Raw genomic sequence first — 25,839 nt, 5'->3', positions numbered from 1 at the left:
GACACACTAGCTACGACCTATTCAAGTGGGCCGTAGCGGCCTCTAACCCCTACTCAGGCCGTAAGGCGGTCATCCGACAGCCCGAGTGATCCCGCCAGGAACGCCCGCGCACGGCACACCCGACTCTTTGCGGTGCCAACTTGGCAGCCCGTGACCTCGGCTGCGGCCTCGTAGGTCAAACCTTGTGCACCCACGAGCAGAAGCGCCTCACGCTGGAGGAGCGGCAGCTTGGCGAGCATTGTCCAGACTTGCTGCAACTCGATCCGATGCTCCTGGGCCGGCAACACGACCAGCTTGCCAGCATGAACCCCGTCCGCATCTTCGACCTCGCGCTTACGCTTCCGGCAAACGCTGTAAAAGTGGTTGCGCATGATGGTGCACAGCCAAGCCATGAAGTTGGTGCCCGCCTGGAAGCTGCTCTGGTACTGCCATGCCTTCAACAGCGTCTCTTGGAGAAGGTCGTCGGCTTGGGTGGGACTGTTAGTGAGCGAGAGGGCAAACGCTCGAAGGCCTGGAAGTGCGGCCACAAGGTCCTTGCGGAAGTCTGAGACGATCGCTGGCCCACCTGTCGTGAGGGACGCGTCGAGTTGAGCAATCAGATCAAGGAAGCGACGCGGCTGCTCCTCAACGATCAACGCGGCATAGAGCCCTTTAAGCTCCGCGCCGAGGTGGTACTGAACCTGTCGGGGCAATTCGCACGTTGGAACGGGTGTCGATTCACGATCCGCCTGAGAGAGCACCGCACCAACCTGATCAGCTTGCATCACAATGTCCGCTTGTCGCTCCAGGACTGTCTCCGGGGTGATCCGGGAGATCGCGTGGGAGCGGCTGGCAGAGGGATGCGGCGCGCCTCCTAACGAAGCGTATTGCCGATCTTCGACAAGGCGGCGTGCGCGATAGGAAACTTGTGATGTGGGCGCTAGGAGTGGGCCGGACGCTCGTCATAGATGTTGGTGTCGGGAGGCTCAGGCAAGGACAAGCAACAATGCCCCGCTACTTCTTCAACACGCGCATTGAAGGCGACTTCATCAAGGACGAGGGAGGCGCGGAGCTACGCGATCCTGAACAGGCTTGGGAGGTCGCGCGGGACACAGCCCATGCCATGCTCCAAGACCCGGCTACGCAAACGACGCTCCTAGCGGCTTCTCTAGTTGTCACTGACGAGGCCGGCGAGGTGGTGCTAGAGTTTCCGTTTGCGGAGGCCCTTACGCCGCCTCCTGAGGGGATCAAGACGGTCCACTAAGCTGAAGCCGACGTTGTCGTCATAGACAGAGTTCCCATCCTACAAAGGGGGTACTACGCGGGGCTGATCGTGACCGCGTGTCAGCAATGAAAGCCGACGAGACTGAGCCGACCGTCAACGCAAAGGCGCTCGGATGTTCCCGGATGCAAGTCTACAAAGCCCTTGTCGTTCCGGCGTGACAATGGTCCTAGTCCTACCGAGAAAATGCGCATCCAACCGAGCCGATACGCATGGACGCATAGATGTTTTGGGAACGGTATGCCCACTCCGCATGTTGCCGATCAGCATCAACAAGGGGGCACTTATGAGAAACATCATTTACATCATCGGCTTGATCGTCGTGGTTCTTGCCGTGTTGTCGTTCTTCGGCCTTCGCTGAACAAGCGCTCGGTTCCTGGGCCAACTGAACGAGCCTTTGTCATTTCCGCCGTGCCTACGCTCGATTGAAGGGTAGGCACGGCTTTTTTATCGAACGAGCTAGCTTGACCGATTGATGTCGTTCTCCCGGGATCGAATGTCCGGCGTGATCGTTGATGTTACGGACATTAACATATCTGACGGGAGAGTTCGGTATGATGGGCCCGCGTCTCGAACCCGACGATATCCTAGCTGCCGACGAGGCCCGCGCATTCATCGACACACGTATCAATGCTCTTGCAACCGGGGAGCAAATAGACTTCTGGCAGATTGTGGCAAAGCTCTACTGTCGTGGCCTAGAAGAAGCTGCGTTGACCTCTGAAACTCGGCCACTCAGTTTAGAACTTGCCGCCTGAACGAGAATGAGCCTGAGTACCTAAGAGGCTTCCAGACTCATATTATTATGGCAGATAATGTTAAAGCTGTCGTGTCGCGGCCGGTGAATGCTTGCCCATGCTAAGAAGGTTCATTACTGCGAACGCCAGTGGAGTTCCAATAAGCAGAAGCGCGAAGAAGAGTGCCATTTGTTTGTTCCCGTATTAGGAATGTGGTCGGATTAAGCTAGGCAAGTCCGACACACTGCATGACTCTCAACGCACCATTGGCGTGGATTGTTCGACCTTAGCCATAATTACGCAGCCTTGATTGCAGGAAGTTCGTCGATCCTCGTTGTGTAGCGCGGCGAACGCATTTCGAACTTGGTTGACCACGATCGGTCCCTAACCCACCCCGACGATCCTACGACGACCGATCCCCGTCCCCCATCGTCGATTACAATCATCAATGCATCCATCAGTGGTCTGCTTCGCTCACGATTGAAGCCATCGATTAGGGCACCTGGCGATCCATCGAGAGGCATCAGGTCAGTCGTGATGATGGCGGAGGGCACGGGACCGGCTGCAATCGCCAAGGGCCTAGGATGCTCTTGAATGCAAGTCTACCGGATCATCGGCGGTCAAGCGTCGCCATAGCACGATGCTTTGAACTTCGCCTGCCCCACCCTCGGTCTAGGTCTTTGGATCGTAATCAACTTGCCCGAGATGGGATCAAGGATTGTGATCGTCGACATAGAACGCTCCATCCAAGCTTGACCATACGGAAACGTATCATGGTTAACGGATGGTTAATCGAGAGGTCTAAGGTGGCCTGAATATGGCAAAGCTCGTATGGTCGATGTCGTCGGGAACAAACCGTGGGTTCGAGTCCAGTCTCAGTTTCCTCCGATGCCCAACGTTACGCAGCCCTGATTTTTGGCAACTCTTCGAGCCGTGTCGTGTATCGCGGAGACCGCATCTCGAACTTGGTCGACCATGATTGGTCCTTCGTCCAACCCGATGACCCCACGACGACCGATCTCCGTCCCCATCGTCGATTACAATCGTCCAAGGCGTTCATCAGTGGTCCGCTCCGCTCACGATTGAAGCCGTTGATTAGGGCACGTGGCGAACCATCCAGGTCCATCAGATCAGTCGTGATGATGCCCACTTTGCTGTAGCGGTAGCCGTCCTTCCACACTCGACGAACGCCCGACATCGCGCCCTTCGATAGAATCAGCGTGTCGTTAGTAGCCTCCGGGAACGTGACCACTGCCGATACGGATCGTTGTGGGTCGCCGCGATCATGTTCGGACGTGTGGAAGAAGACCGTCAGGTGGTCCGTTCCAAGCCCTTCACGCCGTAGCTTCTCGCCTAACCGTGCCGCGTGAGTTGAAACGGCCTGTTGCATGGTCGCAAGCTCGTCCACGCGGCTCGAGAATGACCGAGTGACCGCACAACCCTTCCTCGTCGCCGCCAACGTCTCTAGGTCCAGGCACGCAATCCCACGAAGCTCATAGACCAACCGCTCGCCGACGACTGTCAGACCTTTCCTGGCAAGACGTGGATCAAGATCGCGAACGTCGGCTACCGAATCGCAGCCGAGTGCTTCCAGCTTGCGGGTGGTAGCCGGTCCAACGCCCCAAATCTCATTCATCGGCGTGCGACCCAACCAAGCGGCCCGTTCGTCCTCGTCGGTTAGGTCGCACACACCACTGAGTTCCGGAATGCCTTTCGCAAGAGCGTTGGCTAGCTTGGCAAGGGTCTTTGTGGGGCCGATGCCGACGCAAGTTGGAATGCCAGTCCACTTTAAGACAGCAGACCGCATATCACGGGCGAGGGTGACACGATCCTTCGGCCTCACGTCGCTCAGATCAAGGAAGCTCTCGTCAATGGAGTAGACTTCGATGCGGGGTGAGAACCGGCGGTAAACCTCGTTCACCCGAGCCGACATGTCACCGTAGAGGGCGTAGTTCGACGAGTAGACCCGAACCCCACGATGCCGGCACAGGTCCCGGATCATGAAGAATGGAGCACCCATCCTGATCCCGAGAGCCTTAGCTTCCACCGTCCTCGCGATCGCGCAGCCATCGTTGTTGGATAGGACGATGACGGGAACGCGCGCTAATCGAGCATCAAAGACGCGCTCACAAGAACAATAGAAGCTGTTTCCATCCGAGAGAGCGTAGGCCCGGGTCACCCCTTCGCCGCACGGCGCTTCGGACTGATGGATGATGACACCACCCCCCAAACCTCAACCAAGGCATCAGGGGACAGACGGAACTCAGGATAACGAGGGTTCGCGAACGAGAGGCGGATGCGGGGGCCTTGTCTCGACCACACCTTGAACGACCGATCACCGTCGATATCCACGACCACCACGTCACCGTTCGCAGGTGTTAGGGAACGATCGACCACAGCGAGGTCACCATCGAACAACCGGGCCAGGATCATCGAATCACCCACGACACGCACAAGGAAGGTAGCCGGTCGATTCGTGATCAGTAGGCGCTGAAGGTCGATTGTCTCTTCGATGAAGTCGTCGGCCGGGGATGGAAACCCTGCGCGCACAGGACGGCGAAGCAATGGGAGGGGAACGGGCAAGCCGATGGTGACGCCAAAGATGTCCATGGTCTTAGGCCCGTTCCATCGCAGCTGCGCGGATATAGCCCTTGGACACTGAACGTTGGGCCTGAGCGAATCGGTGTTCCAGCGCGATCAGGTCCTCGATGGCCCATAGCAACGCACGATTCGGATCACCGCCAGCCGCTTCCACATAGGCAACGGCGGTAGTCTCGGCATCGCTCATATCCGCGAACGCTGCCATCTCGCTTGCCGTCATCGTAGCCATCCGTCGAGTAAGAACATATGCAGAACATAGGATCACGTCGCGGGGGTCAAGATCGGAAGGGGAGCCTGTGGATTTCGGGGAGGGTTATCGTATTATCGCTACATATCAAGGGTTTAAGGATCGTCTGGGTGTGGCACTCGACATCGTGAGCGTCACGTCGACAGTGATCGGGCCATGCGGTTCAACTTGTTGGATAAGCGTCTTGGATCATCAATCTGGCGTGGGAAGGACGCCACTCTCAGTCAAGACCGCTGATTGCCAACCATCATCAACGGTTTAGCAGCCGAGATCCACCTTCGAAGTATTGGCTAGAGTGTCCGACTTAAGGTTGTTCCCGATACGAAATGATCCACGAGATACTTCTTAATGGTCAAGCTTCCCTTGACTTTTGAAGCATAGTATGACAATGATCTATTAATATTATATTTTTGCAACAATCGATTTGTAACCCTGCTTCGTTGCGTTCAGTGCGTTGAAGACTTTGATGCGGCTTCGGCCTCGGATCATTGGTTGATAGTGATATGGACATTAGCTCTTATAACCCAACTGCGCTTGATTGCGCTGGTCCAACATCACTCGATCTTAAGGTGCTGGATGACGTTCGATCCCAACTAGGATACGAACAAATGCAAAGTTTACTTGGTCTTCTCGCCGCAGAGCTTCAGGAACTCTTCGCTGCCACGTGCAATGATAGCGCGACTCTGGCGTATCAGGCCCACGTTATGGTGTCTGCGGCTGGTTCTCTTGGATTCATCGGCTTCTCTCGTCTTTGCAGGGAGGTCGAAGAAGCTTGCTTCGATGGCGTAGAAATCCGCGCGTTGAGGGATCGTCTCGTTCGGGCCCGTCGTTCGGTGTTGTGCCAGATTGCTCTTCTGAGGGGCGCGATATGAGGCGAACGTGTTGGTTATAGGCTCTACAGGGCCAAGCTGGCAGTCAGACCTGGGTCCGTCCGCAGCAACAACTCTCAATCCTCAGTTTCCAATCTACATGACACAACCAGAGGGCCTAGATGGCATCGTGAGTTGATGTCGATGAACAACAAAGGGTATAGTGCGATCCGTTCTAAATAGGCCCAACTTGGATGACGGTCGATCTTCAAGCCCACGAGATTGATCGTGCTGATGGGGTCCGCCGATATCGCGCGATCATGCTCCATACGGATGGGCATGTCCTGAATGCTGTCAGCTTTTCTGCCTTTGACGACAATGCGGCTCTCACGATTGCCAAAAGCATGGTCGATGGTCATGCCGTCGAACTTTGGGAGGGCACACGCTTCATCGAACAGCTTAATCCGACTAGCACGTGAGTTCGCGTTGCCGTTAAAGCCCGACAAGAACATTGTTCTCGTAAGCTTGTGAGACCTTGGTCTTATGCAAAGAAAGTGCTGCTTGCCTATATGTTCGAAGAAGTTAGCGAGGACAAGGCATTAGTTGGCCCAAAGGCTAGACTTGACGCGACATTTCATAGGTTAACTATCAATGATGCGCGGCTACTGGTAGGCATTGCTGATCTTATGCCCGAGCGTAGAACCTAGCTTCATCGCAAGCGTGCATTTCCTGTTTCCATCAGAGAAGTATTATTGCGTTCTATGACAAACTCCCTTATTGTTTCAGGAGGGAGTAATGCAATGTCAGGAGATGAATACCACGTCTTTCAAACCGTATTTGGTTCTCATAGTCGAGTGAGACAAGACAGAACAAGTGAAACGCATCCGCTTAAGATTGCTTCTGTTGGAACGGTCGATGGTGGCGGAAGGATTGGGCTTTGTTTTTGTCCCGGGAAACGGCAGGCTGACGCTGCGTCCGGATCATGGAGCCGCGACCTAGCAACCGATATCAAGGCGATACAGGCGTTCGGTGCGGTCGTTCTCGTAACGCTCATCGAGGACCACGAGATTGAGGCGCTACATGTCCGTGAGCTAGGGGCTGTTTGCCAGAAGCACGGGATTCATTGGCTCCACCTGCCGATCCACGACGTGTCCGTTCCTGATGCGGTGTTCGAGGCGCGATGGACGACCGTTGGTGAGGGTTTGAGGTCGCGCTTACGGAACGGCTTCAACGTTGTCGTGCACTGTAAGGGAGGGCTCGGCCGCGCCGGTTCTATAGCCGCGAAGCTGTTGGTGGAACTTGGGTCCAATCCTTCTGACGCTATCGATGCCGTTCGTTCGATAAGACCCGGTGCGATCGAGACCGAGGAACAGGAAGCCTACGTTCGCGATCAAACGCCAGTCCGGGAACGTCAGCCCTCAACAACACTAAATGCGATCCGCGACAGGGCCTTGGGTGCCATGGTTGGCCTTGCGGTCGGTGATGCTGTGGGGACGACCCTCGAGTTTCGGGAACGCGATACCTACGAACCGTTAACGGACATGGTCGGTGGTGGCCCCTTCGGTCTGAAAACCGGGGAGTGGACTGACGATACCTCCATGTCCCGGTGCCTTGCCGATAGTCTCCTTGCCCACGACGGTTTGAACGAACGCAACCTTCTCGAACGGTTCTGCCGCTGGTTTCGGAATGGGGAGAACAGCGTCACCGGGACATGTTTTGATATCGGTAATGTCACCCGCACGGCCCTTGAACGGTTCGAATCGACCGGAGACATCTACGCTGGTCCTACCGACCCAAGAACGGCAGGAAATGGATCACTTATGCGGCTCAGCCCGGTCGCAATCCGATTCTGGAATGACCCCGAACGATTGAGGGACGCTGCCAGACGCCAGAGCTACACAACGCATGGTGCCAGGGAAGCCGTAGATGCCTGTGAAGCCTTTGGGACGATCCTAGCGAAGGCGATCCAGGGAAAGGCGCTCACGGACGTGCTGAGGGGGTTCTACGGTGCATTCGGCGATCAGGTCCAAGCGATCCTCGACGGATCATGGCGTGGGAAGGCCCGCGATCAGGTCCAATCGTCCGGATACGTGATCCATTCCCTAGAAGCCGCCCTTTGGTGCGTAGGGTCGTCCGGATCGTTCGAGGGAGCCGTTCTTAAGGGCGCGAATTTAGGAGATGACGCGGATACGACAGGGGCCATCGTGGGCCAGCTTGCCGGCGCTTTTTATGGGCTGTCCGGCATTCCAGATCGTTGGCTGAACCGGGTCGCTTGGCGTGATCGGATCGAGGATCGCGCACAACAATTGTTCGATGCGAGCCTCTGATGGACGACGCCTTCAAACCACACGCGATCATCATCACTGAACGATCGGTGCCATCACCCATATGGGTTGCAGGCATCATAGGCGTGGACAAGCTGAAGCGTATTGATCTGGACGTTACCCAGCCGGAGGTCACCTTCCTTGATCAGGCCGTGACAGAGCTTAGAGAACGGCTTGAACGATGGAACATCGGTAGCAACGGTTCCGGGCAGCTTCCGGCCTTCGGCAAACCGACCGGATTATGCATCAACTTTGCCAGTGATCGTGCAACCATCTTCGACTTGAAGGGCAACGTGACTAAGCATTTGTCTAGGTCAATGACGTTCGGAACAGCAATCACTGCTACTACGAAGGGCAGTGTTGTACTATCACTGAAATAGTCAGCTAATATATATCAGGATATGGGTTGGCCGTGGAGTAAGGGAACCCTCCACGGCAGATATTACTAGTGTGTTCTTGTGTTCACACCTGCGACAGTATCATGACGGCGGTTGCGTCCCATCAAGCCTGCAAGGCCAAGAAGACCGAGTAGACCGAGCCAACCCAAGTCAAAATCGTTATCGTCTTTTTCCACGCGAGGAGCCGTAGTGGAAGGAGTGGCCGGGCTTGTGTTCTGGGCAAGAGCCGGAGCCGCAGTCACAAGCGTCAGCGCCAAAAGTGAAGCATGAACAATCTTCATAATATTCCTCCTACGCACAGTCACAAGCGACCGATCGTACTCGTATAACCGACAATAATAGTTGATGGTTCCCCATTTTTATCGATGTGAATATGTGCTACGTTTAGCTAAGAATACAAGCCCGAGAACCGTTGCACAAAAAACGAAGCCAAGAGCAAGGTCTTTTGAGATGAACCTACTTAGGATGGTAGGGTTTCTCGATTTAATCAGGCGCACCTTCGCTCGAATGAATAGACGAGTGATGTCAGTAACTTCCTCGAGCCCAAGAAGCTGACGTGCCGCTGGGATCAGTTCATGCTTATATCTGTGAAGATGATGATCAATAAGGTATGTTGTGTCTTCGAAGTTGTTGAGCCATCCCTCCGAGTTGCGCCGGTTGTAGCGTGCCAGATCGGATAAGGCGCGCATCACCTGATTACGCTCGGTTTCTAGGTCCTGGATAAGGTTGCGAGTTGAAGGCTCACGGCTGACGGTATCGTAGAGGCTCGCGCTGACGGCGGCCGTATGAGCCTCGAACTCGGCAGTCAGGTCGTTCAGAAGCCGCTCTCGACTCCGTATGACCTCACGGCTGTTCAGAGCCATTGGCGCTTCGTGGATGAGATGCGCGATGTTGGCGTGGTCACGCTCCATAAGTTGCCAGATGTTCATGTGAGGTCACTCCGAAACGCGGTCCGCTGTAACACTCTCTCGCCTTTACCGTTCCCATTTATCTTCGCCAACACGGCTGCGTAGAGGTATGCGCCTTTGTAAAGCGTAGCTCGACCTTAGGAGAAAGCATCATGTGTCTACCGGCGTAAAAACAAATAGCGGCCGATTATGAGGAACACCGACCTCTTCTAAGCCGTTTGTACTCACAGCGACGTGTAGCCGATCCTATCATATCTTACCACGACGCGAGGGTTTTCCGATGCCACAACGATTTTGTCTTACGGTATTCGCACTTCTGATGCTCAGTTGTGAGGTTTCGGCTCAGGGGGGTTCGACTACAGGAAGCGGGAAGTTCATCTCCCAAAACGAACCCGGACAATGGCAAGCCTCGAAGTTGATGGGACTTCGAATCTACAACGAAGCGAACGAGAATATTGGACAGATATCAGACCTTATCATCAGTAGTTCCGGTGAAATAAAGACGGTTGTTATATCCACGGGTGGCTTCCTTGGAATGGGAAATCGGAATATTGGTGTGCCATTCGGCGAGATTAAACCACCAAGTGATGGCGAGAAGAATAACAGATTAGAAGTAGCTAAGTCAAGTAAAACTGCAGAAGATAGTGAGAAGGCATCTCCACCTCCTAAAAAATCTTCAGAGAAGGACGTGGGAACACCGGTTTTCGGTATCTTGCGGATGAGTAATGAGGAGTTGAAGACAGCGCCGGACTTCAAACACGTTCAATAGCGCTTTATCGGCCTTGCCAGACGCGGAAGCGGTCGTTTGTGGGAGGCGGATGGCGCTGTCAGCACTTAGCAAGTGGAACCTCAAGACGGCCAGCAAGGTAGTGGGGAGAAGGTTTGTTCCTTCTCTCGCGAGGATGCATCAGTGCGGCTTGTTTCCCTTCCTGTCATCCTAGCGGCGCTATCCACGGTCGCCTTCATCGTTCCGGCCTCGGCGGACGTCCTCATCAAGGTCGATAAGGGTAGTCAGCGGATGACTGTCAGCGTGGATGGTCAAAATCGTTTCACGTGGCCTGTCTCAACGGGGATGACGGGCCACGACACTCCCGAAGGATCGTTTCGACCCTTTCGGATGGAGAAGTCTCACTTTTCGAAGGAGTGGGACGATGCTCCGATGCCGAATGCGATCTTCTTCACGGAGCGCGGACATGCCATTCACGGCACAACGCAAGGCAGGAAACTCGGTAGACCGGCGAGTCATGGGTGCATTCGGCTCTCACTACGCAACGCTTCTACCCTGTTCAGCATCGTAAAGGCTGAGGGGATGGGTAGGACGAAGGTTGTGGTTAGCGGTGATGGACTCGCCGTCGCAACACGGAGCGGTTCGAGCTTCAAGCAGGCTCGACGGCAGAACCGGTATGATCCGGAAGGTATCGTATCGGTTGGATCAAGAATGAGTGCCGGGATAGAAACCCGTTACGAACAGCCGACGAGGCACCGGAGGTCAAACGACACCTACTCTTACCCTGATTTCAGCTACGGCTCGTCATACACTTACGACGAATACTAAATGGTTGTCATATTGAGTAATATAAGCACCGGCTAACGGATGTCAGGGGCGAACATATCTTTATCAGATATTGAGCTATAATATTAGACTCTTCAAGCGGTGACTAACGTATTTGGAGTAATGTCCTGTGGCATTGGCGTTAAATGCAAGTAGTCAGAGCTAAAGTCCGCAAAGGCTTTCAGGCGATCGACATCTGGAATGCTCAGCGTCTTGCCTGTAAGAACAATCAGTCCTTGGCTTCTAAGAGCCTGAAGCCTGCGATTGATATGCACGAATGAGACGCCCATCATATCGCCAAGGTCGGTTTGTCGGCATGGCAATGTGAAGGTGTTGGCTTCGACTAGACCGACCCGATCAAGACGGACCAGCAACTCGCAGAACAAGTGCGTCATGTGCTTGTCAGCGGAACGGCGACCCATATTGATCAGCCATCGGCGTAGGATCGCTTCATCCACCAAGGCCGACCATTGCAGCGCGCGATTGATTGCGGGATTGCTGGCCGTCAGATGATCAAGAGTCTCTCGCGGGATCATGGCGACCTCGCTCCGACCGATCGAGACGACAGAGTGGTCCATCCTTCCCAAAACAGAGACGTTCAAGTCGCAGATGTCGCCAGGAACAAGGTAGGCGATGATCGAGCGGGTCTGATCGGGGAGTGACTTACAACGGTACGCAAAACCAGATTGAATGACGTGGACATGGTCGGGGTTATCGCCTTCCGAGATGATGTCCTCTTTGCCAATGAACTTCCGCACGCGGACAATCGCACGCCTCACGTCTTCTTTGTCGTCATTTGATAGGGGAAACCGACCTACCAACTTCATTAATAAGGGATCGGACATGGATGCTCTGGCCGTCTCGCAGCTACGAGTTCAACCTTAACACACTTTTATGCAATACACTTCCCACGATTACTAACATATGACGTGTTTCTGTAGAATATTATGGTAGTGTCACAAAATTAACAGTTCAAGACTGGGCAAAGGAGAGGCGTAGACAGGTAAGGGGAGACTCCACACACGACGCGCGATCTCAAAGGCATGTTGAAAGATGGCTAGCTCGCGACTCACTGACGCCGGCTTCACCACCCTCAATCGAGCTTCAAGATAGCTGACGACCGAAGCCTCATCGATCGCTGCTAAGGGGGTCTGAGCTATCGAATGGCGTTGAAGGGCGCGAATTGCGAAACCCTCACGAACCGCGCCCCTCTTTGTTACTACGACTTCACGTTCATACCGGCTCAGGACCTCACCAACCGTAATCCGCTCTAGCTGACGTATGTTCGCCGGTATGCCTACGGTTTCAGCCTTCAGTTCCTCGGCCTTAGCCCATCTGTGAGCATCGATTTTGGTTGTGAAGCTACGGGTCCTAGGTGGTGATCCTTTGATCCGAACTTGTGCTTGCCACTTACCGTAACGCTGTCGAATTGATGCCACTGCGCGCCTCGTTGTGACCAGTGTGTGACCGGACGACCGAACGACGGTATTTCAGGCATCGAAGCTAGGGTTAGGCGTGCGGTGCTAAGACACTGATGCGAATGATAGAATTACCATTCAATCCTATCGTGCCAACACCCGGATTACCGTTGTAGAACGCTCTCGGAGATGATGCACGAGAGCGTGCTCGATGCGTATGGGCGGGTGATCCACACCTAGGTGAGACGCCTCTCCTCCCCCTTGTGGGGAGGAGTTGGAGGTAGGGTGGCTGGGTGACCGTGTGTCGAGGCCAGCGGAGCCACCCCACCCCTGACCCCTCCCCACAAGGGGGAGGGGAGAGCCCATACCTCAGCGGCTCGGCGCCGGCATGCCCTGGCCCGAGGCACCCGGCGAGGAGCCCGAGCCCGCATCGTTGGCGCCCGTGCTGTTCGTGGTCCCCGAGCGGCTCTTGTCGCCCGTCGAGGGGCCGCTGCCCGAGGCGCCCGGCGAGGACCCCGCCCCGGCATCGTTCGGGCCCGTGCTGTTCTGGGTGCCCGACCGGCTGGTCCCGGAGCCGCCGGCCGCCGCGACGGCGACGGAGGCCAGGATGATCGTGCCGGCGACGGCGAGCGTCTTGAAATTCATTGTTTCTCTCCCTGTTGGTGGCGTGCGCAACCCAGGGACAACGCCGGATTGGGGTGCGGCGTTCCGACACAGTGCGGAGGGGGCTAACGACGGGCTGCTGTGCCTCTCCTCGTCGCGGAGGCGGATGGGAGGTGAGAGTGGCTGGGTATCTCCGGATTGATGCAAACAGAACCATTCCCTCGGGCGACATGCCGCTGGCCGTCATACTCCGGCGACCGCGATATCTTGCCGATCCGTCATCCCGGGGCTGCGCAGCAGAACCCGGGATCCATAGCCGCCGACGCGGCATGATGAAGAACCATCAGCGGTTATGGATTCCGGGTTCGCCTGCGGCGCCCCGGAATGACAAAGTGGGTGTTCTTTGAGGTAACTTGACTGGAGAAATCGCCACTTATGGCAAAGATCAATCTCGACGACCTACGCCATCGCAGCTCGACAGTCGATCGAGCCAAGCTCGACGCGACCACCGACGAAGACATCCGCCGGCACAAGTCCGAGGACGCATACAGTGACATGATCCTGCCTGATACAGTTCGCGAAGTAGCGCGGCAACATGCATCTGACAAAACGTGGCATCTCCGATCAAGATCACTTAAGATTTTCTGAGATGAGCAATGGTTAAATTATTTCCTAAGATTGCTATTGACCAAATTGCTCCCGAGGAATGGGAAGATATTCAAGAAATAAACGCTAGCTTTGAGCGTCTATCGTACGGTTGCAAATCAGCAATAGTTGTCGAAGGAGACTTGGCGAGAAGCAAGCTCGCATGGATGGCTGCATGCCTGGAGCAAAGCTTTCGCTACAGGCTGGTAGCTTGTACTACAGGCATTATTGACGCATGGTGCAATGGCAATCCTCTCGCCGCACTGATCATGAGTCGGTCTACTTTGGAAACGATAGGATTGATATTATACAACAATCAGAATATGAAAAACTTGTCGAGCATCGAGATTTAGATGGATTGTACAAGTTTCTGTTGAATGGTTCATTTAGCGCAAAGAGCGACGCTTGGCTGGACGGAGACGCAAAGCGAAAAGCTGTTCATGTAATGGATCTCATCAGGGCGGTTGATAAGATCATGCCTGGCGTGATGAGCTGCTACGATACTATGAGCGAGCGTGTACACCCGAACTCTCTGGGACATCGAGGCTTTTTCGCCTCTCTAGACAGGAATAGTGGAGCTACTGCATTTTGTTTTAGAAAAATCAGCGATAAAAACGGCTTTCTCCCAATCTTAGCAGTTTATGGCTCTACACCACTGGCGGAACGTTGGCTAAACGAGATAAATGAACTTGTTCCGATGATTGCGGATCTGCAGTCTCCCCGATAAATCTTGTATCAACCTCACATCTAGAGGTATTTCTGCGGTTTTATTGCGTCGGCGCCGCCCCACTCACCCGCCAAACCACCTTCCCCACATCATCTGACACCAACAACGCCCCGGTCTTGTCCAAAATCACCCCCACCGGCCGCCCCTGCGCCTTCTCCTCCGCGCTAAGGAAGCCGGTGAGCACGTCCACCGGCTGGCCCGCGGGCTTGCCGTCCTGGAAGGGCACGTAGATCACCTTGTAGCCGCTCTTCGGGCGGCGGTTCCAGGAGCCGTGCTGGGCCACGAACAGGCCGCTCTTCCAGGCATCGGGCAGGTTCGCGCCCATCGAGAAGGCGATGCCCAGCGACGCCGTGTGGGTGCCCACCGCGTAGTCCGGCGTGATCGCCTTGGCGACGAGGTCGGGCCGGGGCGGCTGCACGCGCTCGTCGACGGTCTTGCCCCAGTAGGAATAGGGCCAGCCGTAGAAGCCGCCGTCCCGCACGCTCGTGATGTAGTCGGGCACGAGGTCGCTGCCGATCTCGTCGCGCTCGTTCACCGCCGTCCAGAGGGCGCCGGTCTTCGGCTCGAAGGCCAGGCCGTTGGGATTGCGCAGGCCCGTCGCGAACTCGCGCATGGCCTTGGTCGCGATCGTGTACTCCCAGATCGCGGCGCGGCCCTTCTCGAGCTCCAGGCCGTTCTCGGCCACGTTGCTGTTCGAGCCGACGGTGACGAAGAGTCTTTGGCCGTCCGGGCTCGCGATGACGTTCTTGGTCCAGTGGTGGTTGATGCCGGCGGGCAGGTCGACGACCTTCTCCGGGGTCGCGGTGATCTCGGTCTGGCCGGGCTGGTAGGGCACCTTCACCAGCGCGTCGGCATTGGCGACGTAGAGGTCGCCGCCCACCAGCGCCATGCCGAAAGGCGAGTGCAGGTCTTTCAGGAAGACGTGGCGCTCCTCGGCGACGCCGTCGCCGTCCTTGTCGCGCAGGAGCATGATGCGGTCTGGGCTCGGCACGCCGGCGCCGGCCATGCTCTTCATCTTGTCGGCCACCCAATCGGCGATGCCGGTGGAGGGGTCGTCGGTCTTCGGCTTGTTGGCCTCGGCCACCAGCACGTCGCCGTTGGGCAGGAGGTGGAGCCAGCGGGGATGGTCGAACCCCTCCGCGAAGGCCGCGACCTGCAGCCCCTGCGCGGCCTGCGGCTTGGCGCCGTTCGCCCAGCGCTCGACGCGGGCGATGTTGACCGTCGGCATCAGGGTCGGGTTGGGCTTGGGCAGCGTCGGGTTGGCGCCGTGGCCCGTGGCGGCCTCCAGGGTCGCCTGCTCCGGATAGACGACGAAGCGGACGAAGGCGGCGCCTCCGAGCAGGACCACGGCGAGCGCCGAGAGGCCGATCTTCGTTCCGGTGCGCATGGCGTTCTCCCGAGCCAGAAATCCCCGGCGGCGGCGGTCGAGACGCCTCGACCGATCCGGCCGGCCGGAGAGGGTGTCAGGCTGGGTTAAGCGTTGGGGCCGGGTTTGGCTCCCGCGTCACGCCGTCGTGGCGCCGCGGGCGCGGCACCCCGCCACGCCGGTTTGCCCTGGGCGGCCGGAATCCTTAAGTCAGGGATCGGACGCCCGCGAAAGGGCGCCTCCTGCGGTGTGGCATGCCCGTCGTCCTCGACCTCCTGCACAACGATCGTCGCCCGCGCCACCCCGAGAAGGCGCACCGGCCGGACTCGGCCGTCCAGCGCAAGCCGGACTGGATCCGCGTCAAGGCGCCGGGCTCGCCGGCCTATGCCGAGACCCGCGCCATCGTGCGCGAGCACGGCCTCGTCACCGTCTGCGAGGAGGCGGGCTGCCCCAATATCGGCGAGTGCTGGGAGAAGCGGCACGCCACCTTCATGATCCTCGGCGACACCTGCACGCGGGCCTGCGCCTTCTGCAACGTGCGCACGGGCCTGCCCGAGGGGCTCGACGCGGACGAGCCGGAGAAGGTGGCCGACGCGGTGGCCAAGCTTGGCCTGCACCACGTCGTGGTCACCTCCGTCGACCGCGACGACCTCGACGACGGCGGCGCGGAGCATTTCGCCCGCACCATCCGGGCGATCCGGGCGCAGAGCCCCGGCACCACCATCGAGGTGCTGACGCCCGACTTCCTGCGAAAAGCCGGCGCTCTCGAGACCGTGGTCGAGGCCCGGCCCGACGTGTTCAACCACAACCTCGAGACGGTGCCGGCGAAGTACCTCACCGTGCGCCCCGGCGCCCGCTACTTCCATTCCGTGCGGCTGCTGCAGCGGGCCAAGGAGCTCGACCCGACGCTCTTCACCAAGTCCGGCATCATGGTGGGTTTGGGCGAGGAGCGGAACGAGGTCGTGCAGCTCATGGACGACCTGCGCTCGGCCGAGGTCGACTTCCTCACCATCGGCCAGTACCTGCAGCCGACCAAGAAGCACCATCCGGTGATGCGCTTCGTGCCCCCCGACGAGTTCAAGGGCTACGAGACGACCGCCTATGCCAAGGGCTTCCTCCTCGTCTCGGCGACGCCGCTGACGCGCTCCTCCCACCATGCCGGCGAGGACTTTTCGCGTCTCAAGGCGGCCCGCCTCGCCCGTCTCGCCCCCGCCTGAGGTTCCCTTGCCCGCCTTCCGGATCACCCGCACCGTGCGGCACTCGCCGCAGCAGATGTACGACCTCGTCGCCGACATCGAGCACTACCCCGAGTTCCTGCCGCTCTGCGAAAGCTTGCGCGTCCTGCGCCGCCAGCCGGGACCGGACGGCACCGAGATCTGCGTCGCCGAGATGGGGGTGGGCTACAAGGCGATCCGCGAGCGCTTCACCACGCGCGTCACCCTGGACCCGGCCAACCGGCGCATCCTCGCCGAATACGTCGACGGCCCGTTCCGGCACCTTGAGAACCGCTGGGCCTTCAAGGAGGGCGCCGGGGGCGCCTGCGACGTCGAGTTCTTCATCACCTACGAGTTCAAGAGCCGCACGCTCGGGCTGCTGATGGGCACGATGTTCGACCGCGCCTTCCGCAAGTTCACGGACGCCTTCGAGGCGCAGGCGAACCGGGTCTACGGCGCGGTCTGAGCCGTCCTCGGCACGCCCCCTCGCTCAGGGTTCGGTGAGCGCCTGGTTCAACAGGTCCAAGGCATCCCCCACCGCCAGCCGGCGGATCTCGCCCCGGCCGAACTCGCCGTAGCGGCGCTCCCGGTGGCGGGTGGCCGACCCGCGGGACGCGAGCCCGAAATGCACGAGCCCGACGGGCTTCTGCGCGCTACCGCCGCCGGGACCGGCGATGCCGGTGATCGCCACCGCCACGTCCGCCTCCGAGCGGGCGAGCGCGCCCTCCGCCATCGCGCGGGCCACGGGCTCGCTCACCGCGCCGTGCGCGTCGACGAGGGCGGCGGGCACGCCGAGCATCTCCGTCTTGGCGGCATTCGAATAGGTGACGAAGCCGCGCTCGACCACCGCCGAGGAGCCCGGCACCGCCGTGAGCAGCCCGGCCACGAGCCCGCCGGTGCAGGATTCGGCCGTGGCGATGGTCTTGGAGGCCGTCGCGTAGGCCGCGATCAAGGCCTCCGCCCGCGCCAGCAGCGCGGGATCGTCGATCACGAGCGGCGCTCGGCGGTCTCGGCCGCGTCGTCGAGCTCCGCGCAGACCTCCGGCAGGCGCACGGTCGCCGCGGCCTGCGCGGCTAGACCCTCGGCGCGGCCGACGAAGCCGAGCTTCTCGGTCGTCGTCGCCTTGATCGAGACGGAGGTCAGCGGCACCCCGCAGATCGCGGCGATGCGGGCCCGGATCGCCTCGCGATGGGCGCCGATCCGCGGCGTCTCGGCGAGCACGGTGACATCAAGATGATCAATCCGGCCGCCGCGCTCCCGCACCAGCGCCACCGCATGCGCGAGGAACCGGTCCGAGGAGGCGCCGCGCCATTTCTCGTCGCTCGGCGGGAAATGTGTGCCGATATCGCCCTCGGCGATGGCGCCGAGCAGCGCGTCGGTCAGCGCATGCAGGGCCACGTCGCCGTCCGAATGGGCGAGCACGCCCCGATCGACCGGGATCTTCACGCCGCCGAGCCAGATATGGTCGCCCTCGGTGAAGGCATGGACATCGAAGCCGGTGCCGAGGCGGGTGACGTAGGTGGTCATGGCGGGGGCCTCGATGCGTGGGATCGTTGAGAAGTCGCGGTCGGCCGCGATGAGGTCGGCGGCCTGCGTGATCTTGCGGTTGCGGACGTCGCCCTCGAACACGACGACGTCGAGCCCGGCCCATTCGGCGAGCGCGCCGTCGTCGGTGAAGGCGTCGAGGCCGGCCCCCGCCGCCCGGCGGTGCGCGTCGAGGAGGGGGGCGAAGGCGAAGGCCTGCGGGGTCTGGACCGCGCGAAGGCTCTCCCGCGCCGGGGTCTCGCGCACGTGGCCGATGCCGGGGGCGAGGGCTGCCACGACCTTGATCGTGTCGCTGACCGCGACACCGGGCACGGCGGCCTGATGATCACGCCCGGCCGCGATGGCACGGTCGATCAGGGTGCCGTCGACGAAGGGGCGGGCGGCGTCGTGGACGAGGACCAGGGCCGGACCGCCCGAGCGGGCCAGCGCCTCGAGACCGGCCCGCACCGATTGCTGGCGCGTCGCACCGCCCTCCACCGGCTCCTCGAGCTTGGCGCGGCTCGGCGGATCGAGATCGGCGAGGCAGGCGCGGTAGAACGCCGCGGCGTCGGGCGCGATGACCGGCTGGATGCGAAGGATGCTATCGTGCGCGGCCAGCGCCGCGAGGGTTCGGGTCAGCACGGCTTGGCCGCCGACCCGGCGGTATTGCTTGGGTGTGTCGCCGCCGATGCGGATGCCGCGGCCGGCCGCGACGACCACCGCCGCCGCGTCCCAAGCGGTGCCAGACATGAAAGAACCCCTCCAGCGCTGAGTGCCAGCGTGGTACGCCAGACCCGGCGAGCCGGTCATTAAGCGGGGCACGGCCCGAAATCAAATCGGCCGGGGTCCTTGCGTCAGGAACCAGCTTGCCTCATTGTTGTGCACAATGTGGGCTGATACTTATTTGAGCGTTCTGCGCTCGGCGAAGGGACGCCAAGGGATCGTGAGCACGATCCCGACGGCGCTGCCCGTTCTGCTGGCACCGCTCTCCGGCGTCACCGACCTCCATCTTCGCCGGATCGCGCGCCGGCTCGGCGCCAGCGCCGCGGTGTCGGAGATGGTGGCCGCGGCCGAGTTCGCCCGCGGCGCCAGCGAGGCCCGCCTGCGCGCGGAAGGCAGCGGCGTCGACCCGCACGTGGTGCAGCTCGCCGGCTGCGCGCCCGAGCCGATGGCCGAGGCCGCCCGCCTCGCGGAAGGCAGCGGCGCCCAGGTCATCGACATCAACATGGGCTGCCCGGCCAAGAAGGTGACCGGCGGCGAGGCAGGCTCCGCGCTGATGCGCGATCTCGAGGGGGCGGCCCGCATCCTCGCCGCTGTGCGCGCGGCGGTGCGCGTGCCCGTCACCGTCAAGATGCGGCTCGGCTGGGACCATGCCAGCCTCAACGCGCCCGAGCTGGCGCGCCGCGCCGAGGGACTCGGCCTGAACGCGGTGACCGTCCACGGGCGCACCCGCCAGCAATTCTACAAGGATCGTGCGGATTGGAGCGCCATCCGCGCCGTCGTCGAGGCCGTCGGCATCCCCGTGATCGCCAATGGCGACGTGACCAACCTGGAACAGGCGCGCCGCGCCCTGGCGGAGTCGGGAGCGGCCGGGATCATGATCGGGCGGGCGGCCTTGGGCCGGCCCTGGCTCGTCGGCGCGATCGCCCGCGGCCTGGCCGGGGAACCGGAGCCGGTCCTGACCGACGCGGAGAAAGCGGCGCTCGCCGTCGAGCATTACGAGGGACTGCTCGCCCTCTACGGCATCGGCATGGGCGTGCGCCACGCCCGCAAGCACCTGGCGGCCTATGCGGACGAGGGCGGGGCCCTCTCGGCGGCGGACCGGACCCGGCTCGTCACCACGACCGACCCGGCCCTGGCCCGCGACCTCCTGATGCGGAGCTTCCTCGGAGAGCGGGCGCTGCCGGGCTCGATCGGGGAGGCGGCGTAGGGCCGATGGGACCGATCAAGGAGTCGAGCAAGCCCGTCCGCCCGCTGCCCACCAGCGAGGCCGTGATCAACGCCTTGCCCCTGCCTGTCCTGACCATCGGGGCCGACGAGCGCATCCTGCACGTCAACCACGCGGCGGAGGCCTTCTTCGACCATTCCGCCCGGCTGATGCAGCGCCGGCGCCTGCGCGACATCATCCCGTTCTCCTCGCCGATCAGCGCGCTGGTCGCTGAGGTGCGCCGGCGCCGCGCCAGCGTCAGCGAGTACCGGGTCGAGCTCGTCCAGCCCCGCTCCGGCACGGAGCGCAGCGTCGACGTCTTCGCCACGCCGCTCGGCGACGACGAGGACGCGGTGGTGCTGATGCTCCAGGAGCGCACCATCGCGGACAAGATGAACCGCCAGCTCACCCATCGCGGCGCCGCGCGCTCGATGATCGCGCTCGGCGCCATGCTCGCCCACGAGATCAAGAATCCCCTCGCCGGCATCCGCGGCGCCGCCCAGCTCCTCGAGCAATCGGCGGGGGAGGAGGACCGGCTGCTCACCCGGCTGATCTGCGACGAATCCGACCGGATCGTGCGGATCGTCGAGCGGATGGAGCTGTTCGGCGACGAACGCCCGGTCGAGCGCCAGGCCGTCAACGTGCACGGCGTGCTCGACCAGGTGAAGCGCTCGGCACAGTCGGGCTTCGCCCGGCACATCCGCTTCGTGGAGACCTACGATCCCTCGCTGCCTCCCGTCCTCGGCAACCGCGACCAGCTCATCCAGGCGATGCTCAACCTCGTGAAGAACGCCGCCGAGGCGATCGGCGCTGACGCGGTCGACGGCGAGATCACCCTGTCGACCGCCTTCCGCACGGGCCTGCGCCTGCAGGTGCCGGGCTCGCGCGAGCGCGTCAGCCTGCCGATCGAGGTCGCGGTCAGCGACAACGGGCAGGGGATCACGGCCGACCTGCTGCCCGACCTGTTCGAGCCCTTCGTGACCACCAAGGCGCAGGGGAACGGCCTCGGACTTGCATTGGTCGCCAAGATCGTCGGTGACCACGGCGGCATCGTCGAATGCGATCCGGTACCCCGCCGAACCACCTTTCGTCTTCTCCTGCCTATGTCGAGCGCCCGCGACGGGCGCGAGTCGGTCGTGGAATAGAGTCGCGTCATGCCCAACCGCAACATCATCGTCGCGGACGATGACGCCGCCATCCGTACGGTCCTCAACCAGGCCCTGTCCCGGGCGGGCTACGAGGTCCGCTCGACGGGCAATTGCGCCACCCTCTGGCGGTGGGTGGCGCAGGGAGAGGGCGACCTCGTCATCACCGACGTGGTGATGCCCGACGAGAACGTCTTCGACCTCCTGCCCCGCATCAAGCGGGTGCGGCCCGAGCTGCCGATCATCGTGATGAGCGCGCAGAACACCTTCATGACCGCGATCCGCGCCTCGGAGCGCGGCGCCTACGAATACCTGCCCAAGCCCTTCGACCTGAAGGAGCTCATCGCCATCGTCGGCCGCGCGCTCTCCAGGCCTCGCGGGGCGCCGGCGGCCGGAGCGGAGCCGGGCAACGAGGACATTCCGCTGGTGGGGCGCTCGCCCGCCATGCAGGAGATCTACCGGGCGCTGGCGCGGCTGATGCCGACCGACCTCACCGTGATGATCACGGGCGAGTCCGGCACCGGCAAGGAGCTCGTCGCCCGGGCGCTGCACGATTACGGCCGCCGCCGCGCCGGGCCGTTCGTGCCCGTGAACATGGCCGCGATCCCCCGCGACCTCATCGAATCCGAGCTGTTCGGCCACGAGAAGGGCGCCTTCACCGGCGCGCTCGCGCGCTCGGCCGGCCGCTTCGAGCAGGCGGAGGGCGGCACCCTCTTCCTCGACGAGATCGGCGACATGCCGATGGAGGCGCAGACCCGCCTCCTGCGCGTGCTGCAGCAGGGCGAGTACACGACCGTCGGCGGGCGGGTGCCGATCAAGACCAATGTCCGCATCATCGCGGCGACCAACAAGGACCTGCGCATCTCGATCCAGCAGGGGATTTTTCGCGAGGACCTGTTCTTCCGCCTCAACGTCGTGCCGCTCAGGCTGCCGGCCCTGCGCGAGCGCTCGGAGGACGTGCCCGACCTCGTTCGCCACTTCTTCGTGCTCGTGGAACGCGAGGGCCTGAGCCGCAAGCAGCTCGACGGCGAGGCGATGGAGCGGCTCAAGCGCTATCGCTGGCCCGGCAACGTGCGCGAGCTGGAGAACCTCGTCCGGCGCCTCGCCGCGCTCTACCCGCAGGAGACGATCACCGGCCCGGTCATCGAGGCCGAGCTCGACACCCTGCCCCTAGCCCCGAGCCAGCCGACACCCACGGGCGGCCGCAAGAATGCGAGCGGCGATGCCGAAACCTTGTCGGGCGCCGTCGAGCGGCATCTCGCCGAGTATTTCGGCGGCTACCGCGACACGCTTCCCCCGCCCGGCCTCTACCACCGCATCCTGCGCGAGATCGAAGGCCCGCTGATCGGGGCGGCGCTCGCCGCCACGCGGGGCAACCAGATCCGCGCGGCGGAGCTGCTGGGCGTCAACCGGAACACGCTTCGCAAGAAGGTGCGGGATCTGGATCTGCAGGTGTTTCGGACGGCGCGGTGAGCCCAGTTCAGCCGACTTGAGAAGTGGGCTCGCGTCGGGGCGGCCGAAGCGCCGCCAGCACGGCGACGGGGTCGCGCCAGACGGCATCAAGGAGGGAGCGCGCTGCCGGCTCGATGGCGGTTCGGCCCTGTTCCCAGTTGCGAAGTGTCCCAACCGGGATGCGGAGCGCAGCAGCGAACTCCTGCTGAGTCATGGCGAGACGCGCGCGGATCACGCCCGGCGGAACGATCTCGACGGGATCTCCAAGATCTCGCTCGTCTCCATACCCGTCCTCGACCTGATACCGCCGGATGTCATCCTCCGTCGTCGCGTCGAGCTTCGCCCGGTCGATGGTCGAGGGGCGGGCCACGGCCTCCTCGAGGGTCATTCTTGCCACAGCGCACGCTCCTTATCCGACGAGGGTCATGCCGTGATCAGGCGTCGAACACCGTCGCGGTCGGTATAGACGACGGTGAAGAAACGACCTTCGATCGTTCCAATCGCGACCATCCGCATCTCGCCGTAGTCCTTCCTGAGATCGGGGCGAATAATCGTGCGGGCTTCGAAAATGCCGATGACGTCGGCGAATCCGAAACCTCGGGCGGCGCGGAGCTTCGCATCCTTCGCGTCATCCCAATCGAGATCCATCCACGGAATATGCGCGTAAAGCGTAGTTCGCACAAGGCGACCGCGCGATTAGCTCCTCGCAAATGCGAACGGCGCGGGTTTCCCCGCGCCGCCCACGCCGTCATGTTCATGGTCGATCGCAGACGAACCGGCTCTCGCCTCACCCCATCGCAGGCTTGGCGATCAAACCCGGCGCTTCCCCGGCGCCCAACCAGTTCCGCCGCATCGGCTTGAGCACGAAGTAGGCGAGCGTCGCCGTGATCAGATCGAGCACGATGGCGATGCAGAAGACCGGGATCCAGGAGCCCTGGCCCTGGTAGATGTAGGCCGCCACCGGCCCGCCGAGCAGCGAGCCCACGCCCTGCGCCATGTAGAGGAAGCCGTAATTCGTCGTGGCGTGCTTGGTGCCGAAGGTGTCGGTCAGGATTGAGGGGAACAGCGAGAAGATCTCGCCCCAGGCGAAGAACACCAGGCCGGAGAGGAAGGCGAAGGCGTAGGGGTTGTCGCGGAACACGAGGAGCAGGCAGATCGCCATCGCCTCGAGCGCGAAGGCGATGCCCATCGTGTTCTCACGGCCGATCCGGTCGGAGACCCAGCCGAAGAAGGGTCGGGTCAGGCCGTTGGTGATGCGGTCGAAGGTCAGTGCGAAGGGCAGCGCCGCGAAGCCGAAGATGATGGCGTCGGCGACGCCGAAATCGCGGGCGAAGGAGGCGAAGTTCGCCACCACCATGAGGCCGCCCGTCGACATCATCGTCATCATGACGAACATCAGCCAGAACAGCGGCGTCCGCAGCATCTCGCGGGGCGCCGTGTCGTGGGCCGTCGTGACGAGGTTGCTCGCCGGCGCGGGCAGGGCCTCATCGGGCCGCGGCGCGCGCAGGCCCAGGGCCGCGAGAACGCCGACGATCCCGAGGATGATGCCGAACACCGTGAGCGTCTGCCGGTAGCCGGAGGCCGTCATCATGTCGGTGATGGGGAAGGTCGTGAGCAGCGCGCCCATGCCGTAGCCGGCCGCCACGATGCCCACCGCGAAGCCGCGCCGGTCCGGGAACCACTTCACCATCAGCCCGACGATGCCGACATAGACGATGCCGGTGCCGAGCCCGCAGAACAGGCCGTAGGTGAGGTAGACGCCGAGCAAGGAGTCGACCCGGGCTGTGAGCACCCAGCCGAGGCCCGAGAGCGCGGCCCCCACCGCGATCATCAATCGGGGGCTGAACCGTTCGATCAGCCAGCCCTGGACCGGCGAGAAGAAGGTCTGCAGCACGATCAAGATCGTGAAGGTCCATTGCAGCGCCGCCAGCGTGCTGCCGGTCGTCGCCATCAGCGGCTTGGTGAAGAGGGTCCAGACGTATTGCGGGCTGGAGATCGCCATCATGGCGAGCAGGCCGAGACCAAGCTGAATCCAGCGCGTACGGGCGAGGTTCGTATCCATTATCCACTCCTTGCGGCCCGCTTGAATTCGCAAGTGGCATGCCAGCGCTGGCCTCTCAGGATCAGCGCAGGGCCGAGACCAGCCAGCAGGCCGCGCCGAGGCTGACGGCTCCGTCTCCGGCGCGCTGCGCGAACTCCGCGGCGACGGCCGCGCGAGCGGCGTCTCGCACGGAATCGGCCTGCTCGCGTACGAGGCGGGAGACCGGGCCGAGCTCCAGCACCACGCCGGCGGCGTCTTCCGGGCGGCCGAGCGCCAGGGGGCGGTCCACGGGCTCGACGGCGACCTCGCGAAAACCCGCCGCGGCGAGGACGCTCCGGGCGATCTCGGGATCGGCGAAGCGGAACGGCCCCGGCCCGTCCGGCGGCGAGGGTTCGGGCACCGGGACCAGGGGCAGCACGATCGCCCGGGGCACGGCGATCCAGGCATTGGCCTCGAGGGGCCGCCAGCACAGGAAGGTGAGCCGCCCGCCGGGCGCGAGGGCGCGGCGGAGATTGGCGAAGGCCGCGACGGAGTCGTCGAAGAACATCACGCCGAAGCGCGAGATGGCGCGGGCGACAACGGCCTCGCCGAAATCCTCGACCTGCGCGTCCGCCTCGATCCAGGCGATTGGTGCCGTCCCCGCAGCGACGCTGCGCTTGCGCGCGACGGCAAGAAGCGGGCCCGAGACGTCGGCCGCGACGACCCGTCCCTCGGCTCCGACCCGCCGCGCGGCGGTGATCGACGTGTCGCCGGCCCCGCAGCCGACATCGAGGACGGCGTCACCCGGTCGGAGATCGGCGCCGGCGAAGAGCGCTTCGGTCAGGGGTGCGAACACCGCGTCGAGGACCCTCTGGTTGCGCGCCCAGCGCTCGCCGGCCTCGCCGTTCCAGTACTCGGCCTGGGTGATCTCGCCGTCCGCCATGTCCTACCCCACCATGTCCGC

General features: G+C 61.8%; 29 protein-coding genes. 13 read left to right on the top strand and 16 right to left on the bottom strand.

All coding sequences use genetic code 11. The features are described 5' to 3' along the window. Positions 1 to 53: 53 nt before the first annotated feature. A complete protein-coding gene (locus MFF55_RS13175) occupies positions 54 to 764 on the bottom strand; it encodes a sigma-70 family RNA polymerase sigma factor (protein ID WP_238244552.1) in 711 nt (236 codons plus the stop codon). Positions 765 to 985: 221 nt separating this feature from the next. Between MFF55_RS13175 and MFF55_RS13170 the strand changes: the two genes are divergently transcribed. Together MFF55_RS13170 and MFF55_RS13165 are read left to right on the top strand one after the other, a co-directional pair. Then, complete coding sequence (locus tag MFF55_RS13170) at positions 986 to 1,243, top strand: DUF6894 family protein (RefSeq protein ID WP_238244551.1); 258 nt, start codon at positions 986 to 988, stop codon at positions 1,241 to 1,243. 572 nt (positions 1,244 to 1,815) lie between these two features. After that, complete coding sequence (locus MFF55_RS13165; protein ID WP_238244550.1) at positions 1,816 to 2,016, top strand: hypothetical protein; 201 nt, start codon at positions 1,816 to 1,818, stop codon at positions 2,014 to 2,016. 275 nt (positions 2,017 to 2,291) lie between these two features. Here the strand turns inward: MFF55_RS13165 and MFF55_RS27145 are convergent, their stop codons facing one another. The 4 genes from MFF55_RS27145 to MFF55_RS13150 form a co-directional block, all read right to left on the bottom strand. Next, positions 2,292 to 2,441, bottom strand: coding sequence for a DUF4113 domain-containing protein (locus MFF55_RS27145; protein WP_373874803.1), 150 nt, complete (start codon positions 2,439 to 2,441; stop codon positions 2,292 to 2,294). A gap of 452 nt (positions 2,442 to 2,893) precedes the next feature. After that, positions 2,894 to 4,174: a Y-family DNA polymerase gene (locus MFF55_RS13160; protein WP_238244549.1), complete on the bottom strand. Its 1,281-nt coding sequence runs from the start codon at positions 4,172 to 4,174 to the stop codon at positions 2,894 to 2,896. After that, a complete protein-coding gene (locus MFF55_RS13155; protein ID WP_238244548.1) occupies positions 4,171 to 4,605 on the bottom strand; it encodes a LexA family protein in 435 nt (144 codons plus the stop codon). Before MFF55_RS13155 ends, MFF55_RS13160 begins: the two co-directional genes overlap by 4 nt. 4 nt (positions 4,606 to 4,609) lie before the next feature. After that, positions 4,610 to 4,816, bottom strand: a complete 207-nt coding sequence (locus tag MFF55_RS13150; protein WP_238244547.1) for a hypothetical protein — start codon at positions 4,814 to 4,816, stop codon at positions 4,610 to 4,612. A 1,090-nt stretch (positions 4,817 to 5,906) separates the two neighbouring features. Between MFF55_RS13150 and MFF55_RS13145 the strand changes: the two genes are divergently transcribed. The 3 genes from MFF55_RS13145 to MFF55_RS13135 all read left to right on the top strand — a co-directional run bounded on the left by MFF55_RS13145 (position 5,907) and on the right by MFF55_RS13135 (position 8,356). Further along, positions 5,907 to 6,131 carry a hypothetical protein gene (locus tag MFF55_RS13145; RefSeq protein WP_238244546.1) on the top strand — a complete coding sequence of 75 codons (225 nt, stop codon included), beginning with the start codon at positions 5,907 to 5,909 and terminating at the stop codon, positions 6,129 to 6,131. Between the two features lie 321 nt (positions 6,132 to 6,452). Continuing rightward, on the top strand, positions 6,453 to 7,979 hold the full coding sequence (locus tag MFF55_RS13140) for an ADP-ribosylglycohydrolase family protein (RefSeq protein WP_238244545.1): 1,527 nt from the start codon (positions 6,453 to 6,455) through the stop codon (positions 7,977 to 7,979). Next, the gene (locus tag MFF55_RS13135) at positions 7,979 to 8,356 is read left to right on the top strand and encodes a hypothetical protein (RefSeq protein WP_238244544.1); all 378 of its coding nucleotides are present in this window, start codon (positions 7,979 to 7,981) and stop codon (positions 8,354 to 8,356) included. The genes MFF55_RS13140 and MFF55_RS13135 overlap by 1 nt, the downstream gene beginning before the upstream one ends. A 65-nt stretch (positions 8,357 to 8,421) precedes the next feature. On the opposite strand, the gene MFF55_RS13130 is transcribed toward MFF55_RS13135, so the two are convergent. Then, positions 8,422 to 8,655 carry a WGxxGxxG family protein gene (locus MFF55_RS13130; RefSeq protein ID WP_238244543.1) on the bottom strand — a complete coding sequence of 78 codons (234 nt, stop codon included), beginning with the start codon at positions 8,653 to 8,655 and terminating at the stop codon, positions 8,422 to 8,424. A gap of 78 nt (positions 8,656 to 8,733) precedes the next feature. After that, positions 8,734 to 9,303, bottom strand: a complete 570-nt coding sequence (locus MFF55_RS13125) for a hemerythrin domain-containing protein (protein WP_238244542.1) — start codon at positions 9,301 to 9,303, stop codon at positions 8,734 to 8,736. Positions 9,304 to 9,562: 259 nt separating this feature from the next. Here MFF55_RS13125 and MFF55_RS13120 point away from each other — a divergent pair, with 259 nt between their 5' ends. Continuing rightward, positions 9,563 to 10,051: a PRC-barrel domain-containing protein gene (locus tag MFF55_RS13120; RefSeq protein WP_238244541.1), complete on the top strand. Its 489-nt coding sequence runs from the start codon at positions 9,563 to 9,565 to the stop codon at positions 10,049 to 10,051. A gap of 141 nt (positions 10,052 to 10,192) precedes the next feature. Continuing rightward, positions 10,193 to 10,837, top strand: coding sequence for a L,D-transpeptidase (locus tag MFF55_RS13115; protein WP_373874800.1), 645 nt, complete (start codon positions 10,193 to 10,195; stop codon positions 10,835 to 10,837). A gap of 92 nt (positions 10,838 to 10,929) precedes the next feature. Here MFF55_RS13115 and MFF55_RS13110 read toward each other — a convergent pair whose 3' ends face one another. Together MFF55_RS13110 and MFF55_RS13105 are read right to left on the bottom strand one after the other, a co-directional pair. Further along, complete coding sequence (locus MFF55_RS13110) at positions 10,930 to 11,679, bottom strand: Crp/Fnr family transcriptional regulator (protein ID WP_238244540.1); 750 nt, start codon at positions 11,677 to 11,679, stop codon at positions 10,930 to 10,932. A gap of 942 nt (positions 11,680 to 12,621) precedes the next feature. Beyond that, positions 12,622 to 12,897 carry a hypothetical protein gene (locus MFF55_RS13105; RefSeq protein ID WP_238244539.1) on the bottom strand — a complete coding sequence of 92 codons (276 nt, stop codon included), beginning with the start codon at positions 12,895 to 12,897 and terminating at the stop codon, positions 12,622 to 12,624. Between the two features lie 838 nt (positions 12,898 to 13,735). On the opposite strand from MFF55_RS13105, the gene MFF55_RS13100 reads away from it, so the two are divergent. Further along, entirely contained in the window at positions 13,736 to 14,227 is a 492-nt protein-coding gene (locus tag MFF55_RS13100; RefSeq protein ID WP_238244538.1) for a hypothetical protein, read from the top strand. 40 nt (positions 14,228 to 14,267) lie between these two features. On the opposite strand, the gene MFF55_RS13095 is transcribed toward MFF55_RS13100, so the two are convergent. Beyond that, the gene (locus MFF55_RS13095; RefSeq protein ID WP_238244537.1) at positions 14,268 to 15,614 is read right to left on the bottom strand and encodes a PQQ-dependent sugar dehydrogenase; all 1,347 of its coding nucleotides are present in this window, start codon (positions 15,612 to 15,614) and stop codon (positions 14,268 to 14,270) included. A gap of 233 nt (positions 15,615 to 15,847) precedes the next feature. On the opposite strand from MFF55_RS13095, the gene lipA reads away from it, so the two are divergent. After that, entirely contained in the window at positions 15,848 to 16,810 is a 963-nt protein-coding gene (lipA, locus tag MFF55_RS13090; protein WP_238244536.1) for a lipoyl synthase, read from the top strand. Positions 16,811 to 16,817: 7 nt separating this feature from the next. After that, positions 16,818 to 17,273: a type II toxin-antitoxin system RatA family toxin gene (locus MFF55_RS13085; RefSeq protein ID WP_238244535.1), complete on the top strand. Its 456-nt coding sequence runs from the start codon at positions 16,818 to 16,820 to the stop codon at positions 17,271 to 17,273. A 24-nt stretch (positions 17,274 to 17,297) separates the two neighbouring features. Here the strand turns inward: MFF55_RS13085 and MFF55_RS13080 are convergent, their stop codons facing one another. Both MFF55_RS13080 and MFF55_RS13075 read right to left on the bottom strand, forming a co-directional pair. Further along, on the bottom strand, positions 17,298 to 17,798 hold the full coding sequence (locus MFF55_RS13080) for a CinA family protein (protein WP_238244534.1): 501 nt from the start codon (positions 17,796 to 17,798) through the stop codon (positions 17,298 to 17,300). Further along, positions 17,795 to 19,081, bottom strand: coding sequence for a bifunctional 2-C-methyl-D-erythritol 4-phosphate cytidylyltransferase/2-C-methyl-D-erythritol 2,4-cyclodiphosphate synthase (locus tag MFF55_RS13075; RefSeq protein WP_238244533.1), 1,287 nt, complete (start codon positions 19,079 to 19,081; stop codon positions 17,795 to 17,797). Before MFF55_RS13075 ends, MFF55_RS13080 begins: the two co-directional genes overlap by 4 nt. Positions 19,082 to 19,217: 136 nt before the next feature. Here MFF55_RS13075 and dusB point away from each other — a divergent pair, with 136 nt between their 5' ends. From dusB to ntrC, 3 genes are read left to right on the top strand one after another with little or no spacing between them, the layout of a single operon-like run. Then, complete coding sequence (gene dusB, locus MFF55_RS13070; RefSeq protein WP_238244532.1) at positions 19,218 to 20,261, top strand: tRNA dihydrouridine synthase DusB; 1,044 nt, start codon at positions 19,218 to 19,220, stop codon at positions 20,259 to 20,261. A 5-nt stretch (positions 20,262 to 20,266) separates the two neighbouring features. Beyond that, positions 20,267 to 21,403, top strand: coding sequence for a two-component system sensor histidine kinase NtrB (locus MFF55_RS13065; protein WP_238244531.1), 1,137 nt, complete (start codon positions 20,267 to 20,269; stop codon positions 21,401 to 21,403). A 9-nt stretch (positions 21,404 to 21,412) separates the two neighbouring features. Beyond that, positions 21,413 to 22,876, top strand: a complete 1,464-nt coding sequence (ntrC, locus tag MFF55_RS13060; RefSeq protein ID WP_238244530.1) for a nitrogen regulation protein NR(I) — start codon at positions 21,413 to 21,415, stop codon at positions 22,874 to 22,876. Between the two features lie 7 nt (positions 22,877 to 22,883). On the opposite strand, the gene MFF55_RS13055 is transcribed toward ntrC, so the two are convergent. The 4 genes from MFF55_RS13055 to MFF55_RS13040 all read right to left on the bottom strand — a co-directional run bounded on the left by MFF55_RS13055 (position 22,884) and on the right by MFF55_RS13040 (position 25,818). Further along, positions 22,884 to 23,243 carry a helix-turn-helix domain-containing protein gene (locus tag MFF55_RS13055; protein WP_238244604.1) on the bottom strand — a complete coding sequence of 120 codons (360 nt, stop codon included), beginning with the start codon at positions 23,241 to 23,243 and terminating at the stop codon, positions 22,884 to 22,886. A gap of 35 nt (positions 23,244 to 23,278) precedes the next feature. Continuing rightward, positions 23,279 to 23,503, bottom strand: a complete 225-nt coding sequence (locus MFF55_RS13050) for a BrnT family toxin (protein WP_238244529.1) — start codon at positions 23,501 to 23,503, stop codon at positions 23,279 to 23,281. Positions 23,504 to 23,642: 139 nt separating this feature from the next. Then, a complete protein-coding gene (gene oxlT, locus MFF55_RS13045) occupies positions 23,643 to 24,917 on the bottom strand; it encodes an oxalate/formate MFS antiporter (RefSeq protein ID WP_238244528.1) in 1,275 nt (424 codons plus the stop codon). A 61-nt stretch (positions 24,918 to 24,978) separates the two neighbouring features. Beyond that, on the bottom strand, positions 24,979 to 25,818 hold the full coding sequence (locus tag MFF55_RS13040; protein ID WP_238244527.1) for a class I SAM-dependent methyltransferase: 840 nt from the start codon (positions 25,816 to 25,818) through the stop codon (positions 24,979 to 24,981). Between the last annotated feature and the right edge of the window lie 21 nt (positions 25,819 to 25,839).

Source organism: Methylobacterium iners (assembly GCF_022179305.1).
GTDB lineage: Bacteria > Pseudomonadota > Alphaproteobacteria > Rhizobiales > Beijerinckiaceae > Methylobacterium > Methylobacterium iners.
The sequence above is the reverse complement of the archived record's forward strand: the minus strand, read 5'-3'. Positions and strand labels throughout refer to the sequence as shown.

Excerpts from the sequence above, each read along its gene's own strand:
- MFF55_RS13175 (WP_238244552.1), bottom strand. The coding sequence starts at position 764 with ATGCAAGCTGATCAGGTTGGTGCGGTGCTCTCTCAGGCGGATCGTGAA.
- MFF55_RS13170 (WP_238244551.1), top strand. The coding sequence starts at position 986 with ATGCCCCGCTACTTCTTCAACACGCGCATTGAAGGCGACTTCATCAAG.
- MFF55_RS13165 (WP_238244550.1), top strand. The coding sequence starts at position 1,816 with ATGATGGGCCCGCGTCTCGAACCCGACGATATCCTAGCTGCCGACGAG.
- MFF55_RS27145 (WP_373874803.1), bottom strand. The coding sequence starts at position 2,441 with ATGATTGTAATCGACGATGGGGGACGGGGATCGGTCGTCGTAGGATCG.
- MFF55_RS13155 (WP_238244548.1), bottom strand. The coding sequence starts at position 4,605 with ATGGACATCTTTGGCGTCACCATCGGCTTGCCCGTTCCCCTCCCATTG.
- MFF55_RS13150 (WP_238244547.1), bottom strand. The coding sequence starts at position 4,816 with ATGACGGCAAGCGAGATGGCAGCGTTCGCGGATATGAGCGATGCCGAG.
- MFF55_RS13145 (WP_238244546.1), top strand. The coding sequence starts at position 5,907 with ATGACGGTCGATCTTCAAGCCCACGAGATTGATCGTGCTGATGGGGTC.
- MFF55_RS13140 (WP_238244545.1), top strand. The coding sequence starts at position 6,453 with ATGTCAGGAGATGAATACCACGTCTTTCAAACCGTATTTGGTTCTCAT.
- MFF55_RS13135 (WP_238244544.1), top strand. The coding sequence starts at position 7,979 with ATGGACGACGCCTTCAAACCACACGCGATCATCATCACTGAACGATCG.
- MFF55_RS13130 (WP_238244543.1), bottom strand. The coding sequence starts at position 8,655 with ATGAAGATTGTTCATGCTTCACTTTTGGCGCTGACGCTTGTGACTGCG.
- MFF55_RS13125 (WP_238244542.1), bottom strand. The coding sequence starts at position 9,303 with ATGAACATCTGGCAACTTATGGAGCGTGACCACGCCAACATCGCGCAT.
- MFF55_RS13120 (WP_238244541.1), top strand. The coding sequence starts at position 9,563 with ATGCCACAACGATTTTGTCTTACGGTATTCGCACTTCTGATGCTCAGT.
- MFF55_RS13110 (WP_238244540.1), bottom strand. The coding sequence starts at position 11,679 with ATGTCCGATCCCTTATTAATGAAGTTGGTAGGTCGGTTTCCCCTATCA.
- MFF55_RS13105 (WP_238244539.1), bottom strand. The coding sequence starts at position 12,897 with ATGAATTTCAAGACGCTCGCCGTCGCCGGCACGATCATCCTGGCCTCC.
- MFF55_RS13100 (WP_238244538.1), top strand. The coding sequence starts at position 13,736 with ATGGTGCAATGGCAATCCTCTCGCCGCACTGATCATGAGTCGGTCTAC.
- MFF55_RS13095 (WP_238244537.1), bottom strand. The coding sequence starts at position 15,614 with ATGCGCACCGGAACGAAGATCGGCCTCTCGGCGCTCGCCGTGGTCCTG.
- lipA (WP_238244536.1), top strand. The coding sequence starts at position 15,848 with ATGCCCGTCGTCCTCGACCTCCTGCACAACGATCGTCGCCCGCGCCAC.
- MFF55_RS13075 (WP_238244533.1), bottom strand. The coding sequence starts at position 19,081 with ATGTCTGGCACCGCTTGGGACGCGGCGGCGGTGGTCGTCGCGGCCGGC.
- dusB (WP_238244532.1), top strand. The coding sequence starts at position 19,218 with ATGTGGGCTGATACTTATTTGAGCGTTCTGCGCTCGGCGAAGGGACGC.
- MFF55_RS13065 (WP_238244531.1), top strand. The coding sequence starts at position 20,267 with ATGGGACCGATCAAGGAGTCGAGCAAGCCCGTCCGCCCGCTGCCCACC.
- ntrC (WP_238244530.1), top strand. The coding sequence starts at position 21,413 with ATGCCCAACCGCAACATCATCGTCGCGGACGATGACGCCGCCATCCGT.
- MFF55_RS13055 (WP_238244604.1), bottom strand. The coding sequence starts at position 23,243 with ATGACCCTCGAGGAGGCCGTGGCCCGCCCCTCGACCATCGACCGGGCG.
- MFF55_RS13050 (WP_238244529.1), bottom strand. The coding sequence starts at position 23,503 with ATGGATCTCGATTGGGATGACGCGAAGGATGCGAAGCTCCGCGCCGCC.
- oxlT (WP_238244528.1), bottom strand. The coding sequence starts at position 24,917 with ATGGATACGAACCTCGCCCGTACGCGCTGGATTCAGCTTGGTCTCGGC.
- MFF55_RS13040 (WP_238244527.1), bottom strand. The coding sequence starts at position 25,818 with ATGGCGGACGGCGAGATCACCCAGGCCGAGTACTGGAACGGCGAGGCC.